Below are 8,868 nucleotides of genomic sequence, written 5' to 3'. Positions count from 1 at the left end.
CACCCGCCCCGCGCCCGCGAGCGACGAAAGGGAGACGCCGCCGAGGTACGCCGCGCCCAGCTCCCGCACCGACAGGGCGAGGTCCGCCGCGTCCTCCGTACGCGCGCACGACGCGCCCTTCGCGTCACCCGTGAGCCGCCAACGCCCCGCGTTCCAGGGACAGAAGGCGTCCTCGACCTCGAACACCACGTCCACAGGCGCCTGATACGTACGCGCCTCCAGCGCCGCGCCCACCTCCACCAGGCGTACGTGCAACGAGTCCCGCACCGCGACATCGCACCGCCGTACGTCCGAGACGAGCTGGAGCAGCGGGTCGTCCACCGGTCGGTTGCGCGCGAGCACCGACGACGTCAGGTCGATGTCGCAGAGGAACCGCCACAGCGCCGCGTACGCCGCCGGATCCACGGCCTCCAGGTCGCGTACCTGGACCGTGCCCTTGGGGCCCTGCCACTCCCAGTCCGGTTTCACGGCGAACCGCGCGTATCCGACCAGCTCGCCCCCGCGCTCGGCGACCACGCACTGGAGCGGTGACGCCCCGGCGCGGTCGCTCTCCGGGTCGAGCAGCCCGTGCCGCTCCCACCCCGGCCGCCGCGCCAGCATGCCCGGCCGCTCCGGGACCCGGCGGGCGTACAACTCCTCACACGCCGCATGGACATCGGCGGGCTCGGCATAGCGCAGGACCACGTCATCCGTGCCGGGCGGGACGGACAGGCTCACCCGGCTCGTGTCGATCTCCGCCTTCATCTGCCAGGTCGCCGCGCCGTACCCGAAACGGCCGTAGATCACCGGCTCGGACGCGGTGAGCACGGCCAGCGGCTCGCCGCCCGCGCGGATGTCGTCCAGCTGCCGGCGCATCATCGACGTCAGGACCCCGCGCCGCCGGTGCGTGGCCGCGACGCCCACCATCGTCACGCCCGCCGCGTCCACCAGCGCGCCCCCCGGCACCGAGAGCCGGAAGGAGAACGCGGAGGTCGCGCCTATGCACGTACTCCCGTCCCACACCCCGAGCGACCGGTCCAGTTCGACCAGGTCACGCCAGAGCCGACGCTCCTGCGGCGACTCCGGCACACCGCCGAACGCCAGGTCGAGCGACCCGTACCAGGCCGCCCACTCCGATTCCGAGACCACTCTTAAGCCTGTCGTCATATGCCATGCCTACCAGGGCGATACCTCCCGGTGCGAGGGGATTTCCGGGGACGGAACCGGCCGTCGACCCTCGTCCCTCGCATGCCTCCGACGGGGGACAAGAGGGACCTCCCGTGCGAAGTGCGCGGCCCGCTGGATAAGGTCCACGAGCAATGGCGGTACGACAAGTACGGCGCGCGCGTCGCGAGCGGCGGGCGGAAGCCGAGACGCTCACGGCCCGGATGAACAAGCGGCTGCACCGGGCCCGCAACGTGCTGCGCAAATCCGGCGTCGACTACTTCCGGGGAGACGGCCCCGACTGGGTCGCCCTCGCCGGTCTGCTCGTCACCGTCCCGATGATCGCCTGCGGCACGCTCATCAACAACGTGTGGTGCGCGCCCGCCGCCCTCGTCCTGCCCATCGTCGCGGGCGGCCTGCTCCTGCGCCCCGCCAGCCTCCTCGCCCTGTACGCGGCGGCGGCCGTGGCGCTGATCGTGGAGTCCGTCCAGCTCGGCCCGTACACCGAAGGGTCCTCGCGCGTCACACCCGGCGTGGTCCTCGTGGTGGCGGCCTGCGGATTCTTCGGTCTGGTCATCGCCCAGTTCCGCAGCCGGGTCGGCGTGCCCTGGCGCGGCGGCGGCACGATGCTCTTCGACCTGCGCGAGCGCATCCGCGTCCAGAGCAAACTGCCCAAGCTGCCGCGCGGCTGGCACCGCGAGATGGCGCTGCGCCCGGCCGGCGGGCAGTCCTTCTCCGGTGACTTCGTCGTCGCCGCCCGCACGAACGGCGGCCGCACCCTGGAGGTCGTCCTCACCGACGTCTCCGGCAAGGGCATGGACGCCGGTTCGCGCGCCCTGCTCCTCTCCGGCGCCTTCGGGGGCCTCCTCGGCTCGCTGCCCCCGCACTCCTTCCTGCCCGCCGCCAACGGCTATCTGCTCCGCCAGGACTGGGACGAGGGCTTCGCGACCTCCATCCACCTCGTCCTCGACCTGGAGACCGGCGACTACGAACTCTTCTCGGCGGGCCACCCGCCGGGCCTCCAGCTCAGCGCGGGCAGCGGCCGCTGGGAGGAGAAGACGGGCCAGGGCCCGCTCCTCGGCGTCTACGACGGCGCCCAGTTCGACCCCGTCAAGGGCCTGCTGCGCCCCGGCGATGTCCTGATGCTCTTCACCGACGGCCTGGTGGAGACGTCGGACCGCGACATCGCCGAGGGCATAGACCGCCTCACGGGCGAGGCCGACCGCTATGTGGCGGGCGGCTTCCACGGCGCGGCCTGGCACCTCATCGAGGCGGTCGCGAAGGACGTGAACGACGACAGGGCGTTGCTGCTGATCTGCCGGGAGGCGTGAGCCAACGCAAAGGCCCGTACACGCTGAACGTGTACGGGCCTTGATAGAGCGCCGGGCAGGCCTTGCACCTGCATTTCCCCGCAGGAAGCGGGGCGTCTTTCCTTGGACCACCGACGCATCTCCGGTTACCGCTTGAAGCGGCGACCGGCTCAAGATCCACTGTACCCCAAGGAAAAACGGCTTGTCACACTCGGCTCATACGCGGCCCTTTGCCGCCGCCGAGACGAACGCCGCGAAGGCGCCGGGCGCGACGGCGAAGGCCGGGCCCTCGGGGTTCTTGGAGTCCCGTATGGCGACATGGGCGTTGAGGTCGGCGACCTCAACGCACTGGCCGCCGGTGTCACTGCTGTACGACGACTTGCGCCAGGCGGCGGTGCCGAGCGGTGCGCACTCGATGCACTGGCCGCCCGTGTCACCGCTGTAGCTCGACTTACGCCATGTCGCGCCCGCCAGCTGCTGGTTGGTCTCCATACCGTTCCTCCATCACGCGCGCGATCAGTGCCGCCGAATCCTCCATGGACAAGGCGGATGCCTGCAAGTGAGCGTAACGAAGGGAGCTTTCCTTGACCTTCTCGGGATGAGCCGTCATGTGGCCCTGCACGAAGTCCTCGGTGTAGATGAGATCGGGGTCGTCCTCGAAGCGGAGGGTGCAGAACGTGCCCATCAGGCCAGCGTGTTGGCCTGCCGCGAACGGCAGGATCTGGAGGTTCACCCACTGGTTTCGCTGGATCTTCAACAGGTGGGCCAGTTGCTCCCGCATGACCTCAGGGCCGCCGATCTCCTGATGCAGTACTGCCTCGCTCAGCACTGCCCACGACAGCGGCGGGTTCTTCCGCTTCAGGATGCGCTGGCGGTCCATCCGGGCTTCGACTCGCGCGTCGAGGTTGTCATCCGTCATGACGCCCAGTACCGCTCGCGCGTACGCCTGTGTCTGGAGCAGTCCGTCCACCAACTGCGCCTGATACGTCGAGATGTACGCGGCGCGGGCTTCCATTTCCGCGTACTCCTGGAACCAGCACGGCAACTGGCTGCGCAGGACCAGGCCCACGAGACGCGAAAGGAGACCATCCGTGCCCAGCGCCGCGTCCACCCGTTCCGAGAACTCCCGCGTCGGCACCCTCTTCGTCGTCTCGATCTGGCCCACCAAGGACCCCGTACAGAAGATGCAGTCGCCCAACTGCGCCTGGCTCAGTCCGGCGGCTTCTCTCAGGCGGCGTAATTCGGCGCCGTAGTAGTCGAGTGGTGAGGCGCTCGCGTCGAGCGCGCGGGGTTGAGTCACGCCTGCCTCCAACGTCCCGGAGGGTTGAATTCGGATCGTGTTCAAGCGTAAGCGCACAGTAGTGGCCCGGTCTGGTGAACGTCCCAACTGGCTGAACTGTTGCGGGTGTTGACATGTCAGGGACGTGTGAGGCGCCGCCCCGCCTGGGGTTAACCCCACCCCCGGTCCGCCAGCCGTCCTCATGGTCCACACCAGCCCCCGATCCGTAGGTTCGAGACATCGACCAGCGGTGCACGAACGTACGAACGGAAGGCGGCACAGCCATGGGGCTGCGACGGAAGAACCGGACCGAAGAGCGCGCGGGAGCGGTCGTGACGCCTCCGATGCCGAGCGCCCGGCCCGGTGACTGGGCCGTCGAACTGCGCGGGGTGCGCCGTCAGTACGGGCGCGGGGCCGGTGCCGTGCACGCGCTCGCCGGGATCGACCTCGCCCTGCCGCGCGGCAGCTTCACCGCCGTGATGGGGCCCTCCGGGTCGGGCAAGTCCACGTTCCTGCAGTGCGCGGCGGGCCTCGACCGGCCCAGCTCCGGCAGCGTGCACCTGGGCGGCACCGAGATCACCGGTATGAGCGAGAACAAGCTCACCGCCCTGCGCCGCACCCGCCTCGGCTTCGTCTTCCAGGCGTTCAACCTGCTGCCCTCGCTGACCGTCGAACAGAACGTCGTCCTGCCGATGCGCCTCGCGGGCCACCGCCCCGACCGCCGCAAGGCCGCCGCGATGCTGGCCCGCGTCGGCCTCGGCGACAAGGGGCGCCGCCGCCCCGGCCAGCTCTCCGGCGGCCAGCAGCAGCGCGTCGCCATCGCCCGCGCCCTGGTCACCGAGCCCGACGTGATCTTCGCCGACGAACCGACCGGCGCCCTGGACACCACCACCGCCACCGAGATCCTCGGCCTGCTCCGCTCGGCGGTCGACGCCATGGGCGCCACCGTCGTCATGGTCACCCACGACCCGGCCGCCGCGGCCTGGGCCGACCGCGTCCTCTTCCTCGCCGACGGCTCCCTCGTCGACCGCCTCGAACATGCGTCCGCCGCGCAGATCGCGGCCCGTATGACCGCGCTGACGGCTCCGGCCTACGCGACGGCGGCCGCGTAATGGCGTACGTACCCAATGGCCTGGCCCGTGCGGCGATCCGTTTCAAGCCCGCCGCGTTCGCCGGGACCTTCGTCGCGCTGATGATGGCCTCGCTGATCGTGGCCGCCTGTGGAATCCTCCTGGAGACCGGCCTGCGCGCCTCCGCGCCCCCCGTCCGCTACGCGGGCGCCCCCGTGGTGGCCGCCGCCGACCAGGCGGTCGACTTCGTCACCGGAAGCGGCGATTCCCGCTCCGAGACCTCCACCCCGCTGCCCGACCGGGCCCGGCTCGACGCGTCCCTGGTCGCCAAGGCCGCCTCGGCGCCGGGCGCCCGCACCGCCGTCGCCGACGTCACCTTCCCCATCCGCTCCGGCGGCAAGGAGGTCACCGCGCACGGCTGGGGCTCCACCGCCTTCACCGGCGAGAAACTGACCGAGGGCCGCGCCCCGCACCCCGGCGAGGTCGCCCTCGCCACCCCCGGCGCCGCCGTCGGCGACCGCATCACGCTCACCACGGCCGACGGCCCGCGCGCCTTCCGCGTCTCCGGCACGGTCAAGACTGCCCACAGCGGCGCTCCGTCCGCCTGGTTCGCCGACTCCGAAGCCATACGCATCTCCGGGCACCCGGGCCGGATCGACGCCGTCGTCGCCCTGCCCGAGCCGGGCGTCTCGGCTGCCGCCCTCAAGTCCCAGGTCGCGCACGCCCTCGGCGGCAAGGCCGAGGTCCACACCGGCGACGACCGCAGCGCCGCCGAGGGCTCCGAACTCGCCTACGCCAAGGAGATGCTGACCGCGCTCGGCGGCTCCTTCGGCGGCATCGCGGCCGTGACCGCCGTCTTCACCGCCGCCGGGACCGTCGCGCTCTCCGTCGGCCAGCGCGCCCGCGAGTACGCGCTGCTGCGTGCCATCGGCACCACCCCGCGCCAGATCCGCCGCACCATCGCCACCGAGACCCTGCTCGTCGCGCCCCTCGCGGGAGCGGTCGGCGTGCTCCCCGGGATCGCCCTGGCCAGTTGGTGGTTCGGGCAGCTCAAGGAGAAGGGCGCGATCCCGGAAGCGGTCGACCTGTCCCTCTCCTTCATCCCGCTCGCCGCCGCCGTCGGCATCGCCGTCCTGACCGCGCTCGGCGCCGGATTCATGGCCGCCCGCCGCCCCTCCCGCATCAAGCCCGGCCAGGCGCTCAGCGAGGCGTCCGTGGAACGGTCGGGGCTCGGCTGGATCCGTACGCCGCTCGGCGTCGCCGCCGCGGCGGGCGGCGCGGCCCTCTCCGGGGTCGCCGCGAGCACCAGCGGCGACGACGCGGCCAACGCGGCACTCGGCGTCGTCATGCTCTTCATGCTCGCCGTGGCGCTGCTCGGCCCGCTCGTGGCCCGGGGCTGCGCGGCCCTCTTCGGCCTCCCGCTGCGCGGCGCGGGCGCCTCCGCCTCCCTGGCCGCCGCGAACTCCCGTACGAACGCACGCCGTCTCGCCTCCGCGATCACCCCGATCGTCCTCGCCATGGCGTTCTCCTCCGTCCTCGTCTTCATGCACACCAGCGAGGATCGGGTCGCCGCGGACCAGCAGCGCGAGGGCATCACGGCCGACCACATCCTCACCTCCGACACCGCACTCACCCCGGACACGCTCACCAAGGCCCGGGACGCCGACGGAGTCACCGCCGCCGTGGGACTACTCAAGACCTCCGTGCTCGTCCCGGTCGGCTCGGGCGGCGACCGCTGGCTGGAGTCGGCGTCGACGCAGGGCATCACCGGCACGGCGGCCGACCTCGGCAAGGTCCAGGACCTCAAGGTCGAGACGGGCACGCTCCGGCTCGGCAGGGGCGAGATCGCCGTGGACGCCAAGCTCGCCCGCTCCGCCCACGTGGAGGTCGGCGACCGCCTCGCCCTCCACCTGCCCGACGGCACCAAGGCATCCCCGAAGATCGTGGCGACGTACGGCAGGGGCCTCGGCCTCTCCCAGGTGACGCTGCCCGCCACCGACCTGAAGCGGCACGTCACCTCGGCCTTCCCCACCGAGATCTGGACCGAGGGAGGCGCGGCCCCGGCCCTGTCCGCCCTCGGCACCCTCCAGGACCGCGACGACTACACCAGTGCCCAGTCCCTCGACCGCGAGCTGAACGCCTGGGCCAACACCACGATGGCGGCCGTACTCGGCGGCTTCGCGGCCGTCGCCGCCGTCAACACCCTGGTGATGACGGTCCTCGACCGCCGCCGCGAACTGGGCACGCTGCGCCTGATCGGCTCCACGCGCCGCCAGGTGATGCGGATGATCCACTGGGAGGCCCTGATCGTCACCGTCGCGGGCATCGTCATCGGCTCGGCGATCGCCCTCGCCACGCTCGTCCCGATGGTGAACGGCCTGACCGGCGAGGCCCCGTACATCCCCCCGCTGGTCTACGGCTCCTTCGTGGCCGCGATCCTGCTCCTCGGCCTGGCCGCGACGACGATCCCGGCCCGGGTGGCACTGAAGTCCCACTGACCCGGGAAGAATCCCGCGCATGGACCCCAGCCCCATCCTGCCGCTCACCGAAGTGGAAGCCCTCGCCCGCAGGGCCCACGCCACCCAGACCGACAAGGCGGGCCGCCCCTACACCGAGCACCTCCAGGCAGTGGCCGACGGGGTGCGGGCGCGGGGCGGCTCGCAGGAGCAGATCGCGGCGGCCTGGCTGCACGACTCCGTCGAGGACGACGCGCTGACGGAGGACTGGCTGCGAGAGGCCCCGCTGCCCCCTCGAACGAAGGCCATCGTGCTGGCGCTCACCAAGCGGCCGGGGGAGTCCATGGAGGCGTACGCCGGGCGCATTCTCGCGACGCCGGGCGCCCGCCTCGTCAAGGAAGCGGACCTGGCCCACAACGCGGACCCGGCCCGCCTCGCGGTCCTCGACGAAACGACAAGGGCGCGCCTGGCGGCGAAGTACGCCGTCATGCGCGCCCTGTTGGGAGTGCGGGGTGAGCCCCTCCGCTAGGTCGACCTCGTGCGTTCCCGGGCCAGCTCCGCCGCGTCCCGCTTGAAGGCCCACTCCATTTTGGGCTCCATCGCGAACCGGAACATCCGCTGGACGGGAGGCGTGCACAGCAGGGTCACGACCGTGCCGGCCACCACCGTCACGAAGATCTCGCCGAGCGGCTTGTGCAGCCACTCGTAATTCTCGAACCAGCCCCAGAAGCGGGACCCCTTGGCGAGGAAGCCGTGCAGCAGATAGCCGTACAGCGTGCCCGCGCCGAGGATCGTGAACCACATCTTGCGGCGCGGCACCCACGCGAAGAAACACGCGGTGAGGACGACAGAGCACCCGAAGAGCGCCAGCGTCATCACGATGCCGACCCACCACGGCACGCCCAGCTCCTGCGCGCTGTCGCGGCGGTAGAACCACACGGACGTCATGCGGGGCGCGGCCCAGTAGGCGAGCAGCACGGCGGCGCCGAAGAGCGGCACGGACAGGATCCGCACCTCGCGGCGGCGCACCAGCTGGAAGTGCTCGGGCTTCATGAGGAGGCCGAGCACGAAGAACGGCAGGAACTGCAGGACGCGCTGGAGGTCCAGGTCGTCACCGATGTCCGGCGAGATCACGGCGAGCATGGCGATGGCCAGGGCGAGCGGCAGCGGCCACCGCACGATCTTCCAGAGCGGCACCGTGAGCCGCCACACGAAGAGCGCGACCAGGAACCAGGTGAGGTACCAGGGGTCGAGCAGACTGATCGGCTGGGCCGGGTCGTCGTCCGCCCAGCGCTTGAAGAGGGTGTACGCGACCTCGAAGATCACATACGGCACGGCGACACCGGTCACGAGGCGGCGCAGGCGGTCGGGCCGCATGTCGAAGCTGCGCGAGAAGTAGCCGGAGATCAGGATGAACGCCGGCATGTGGAAGGTGTAGACGGTCATGTACAGCGCCTCGGCGGCGCGGCTGTGATCCGTCAGGGGTTCCCATGCGTGGGCCATCGCCACCAGGACGATCGCCAGGTACTTGGCGTTGTCGAAGAACGCGTCGCGCTGCTTGGCGGGCTTCGCCGAACGGGCGGCCGCGCGGTGGCCGACCGGAGTGGGGG

8 protein-coding genes are annotated in these 8,868 nt (G+C 71.5%); 4 read left to right on the top strand and 4 right to left on the bottom strand.

Going from position 1 to position 8,868, the window contains the following annotated elements; all coding sequences use genetic code 11:
* Nucleotides 1-1,146, bottom strand: a 1,146-nt coding sequence (locus GKQ77_RS21220; RefSeq protein WP_219690510.1) for a GNAT family N-acetyltransferase, incomplete at its 3' end; no start/stop codon positions are given.
* A gap of 152 nt (nucleotides 1,147-1,298) precedes the next feature.
* Between GKQ77_RS21220 and GKQ77_RS21215 the strand changes: the two genes are divergently transcribed.
* Nucleotides 1,299-2,474: a PP2C family protein-serine/threonine phosphatase gene (locus tag GKQ77_RS21215; RefSeq protein WP_219690509.1), complete on the top strand. Its 1,176-nt coding sequence runs from the start codon at nucleotides 1,299-1,301 to the stop codon at nucleotides 2,472-2,474.
* A gap of 195 nt (nucleotides 2,475-2,669) precedes the next feature.
* Here the strand turns inward: GKQ77_RS21215 and GKQ77_RS21210 are convergent, their stop codons facing one another.
* Both GKQ77_RS21210 and GKQ77_RS21205 read right to left on the bottom strand, forming a co-directional pair.
* The gene (locus GKQ77_RS21210; RefSeq protein ID WP_219690508.1) at nucleotides 2,670-2,945 is read right to left on the bottom strand and encodes a DUF397 domain-containing protein; all 276 of its coding nucleotides are present in this window, start codon (nucleotides 2,943-2,945) and stop codon (nucleotides 2,670-2,672) included.
* Entirely contained in the window at nucleotides 2,905-3,753 is an 849-nt protein-coding gene (locus GKQ77_RS21205) for a helix-turn-helix domain-containing protein (protein ID WP_308117738.1), read from the bottom strand. The genes GKQ77_RS21210 and GKQ77_RS21205 overlap by 41 nt, the downstream gene beginning before the upstream one ends.
* A gap of 263 nt (nucleotides 3,754-4,016) precedes the next feature.
* Between GKQ77_RS21205 and GKQ77_RS21200 the strand changes: the two genes are divergently transcribed.
* Genes GKQ77_RS21200 through GKQ77_RS21190 form a run of 3 tightly spaced genes read left to right on the top strand, consistent with a single transcriptional unit; the run spans nucleotide 4,017 to nucleotide 7,787 of the window.
* Nucleotides 4,017-4,844 (top strand): ABC transporter ATP-binding protein, encoded by an 828-nt coding sequence (locus GKQ77_RS21200; protein ID WP_219690506.1) that lies wholly within the window; start codon nucleotides 4,017-4,019, stop codon nucleotides 4,842-4,844.
* Nucleotides 4,844-7,300, top strand: a complete 2,457-nt coding sequence (locus GKQ77_RS21195; protein WP_219690505.1) for an ABC transporter permease — start codon at nucleotides 4,844-4,846, stop codon at nucleotides 7,298-7,300. Before GKQ77_RS21200 ends, GKQ77_RS21195 begins: the two co-directional genes overlap by 1 nt.
* Before the next feature lie 19 nt (nucleotides 7,301-7,319).
* Entirely contained in the window at nucleotides 7,320-7,787 is a 468-nt protein-coding gene (locus GKQ77_RS21190) for an HD domain-containing protein (RefSeq protein ID WP_219690504.1), read from the top strand.
* Here the strand turns inward: GKQ77_RS21190 and GKQ77_RS21185 are convergent.
* Nucleotides 7,784-8,868, bottom strand: a 1,085-nt coding sequence (locus GKQ77_RS21185) for an acyltransferase family protein (RefSeq protein ID WP_219690503.1), incomplete at its 5' end; no start/stop codon positions are given. The genes GKQ77_RS21190 and GKQ77_RS21185 overlap by 4 nt on opposite strands.

The organism is Streptomyces anatolicus, assembly GCF_019400875.1.
GTDB classification, from domain to species: Bacteria; Actinomycetota; Actinomycetes; order Streptomycetales; family Streptomycetaceae; genus Streptomyces; species Streptomyces anatolicus.
This window is presented reverse-complemented; position numbering and strand designations above follow the sequence as displayed.

What these genes read in the sequence shown, in the direction of transcription:
- GKQ77_RS21195 (WP_219690505.1), top strand. Translation starts at nt 4,844, where the DNA reads ATGGCGTACGTACCCAATGGCCTGGCCCGTGCGGCGATCCGTTTCAAG.
- GKQ77_RS21210 (WP_219690508.1), bottom strand. Translation starts at nt 2,945, where the DNA reads ATGGAGACCAACCAGCAGCTGGCGGGCGCGACATGGCGTAAGTCGAGC.
- GKQ77_RS21190 (WP_219690504.1), top strand. Translation starts at nt 7,320, where the DNA reads ATGGACCCCAGCCCCATCCTGCCGCTCACCGAAGTGGAAGCCCTCGCC.
- GKQ77_RS21200 (WP_219690506.1), top strand. Translation starts at nt 4,017, where the DNA reads ATGGGGCTGCGACGGAAGAACCGGACCGAAGAGCGCGCGGGAGCGGTC.
- GKQ77_RS21215 (WP_219690509.1), top strand. Translation starts at nt 1,299, where the DNA reads ATGGCGGTACGACAAGTACGGCGCGCGCGTCGCGAGCGGCGGGCGGAA.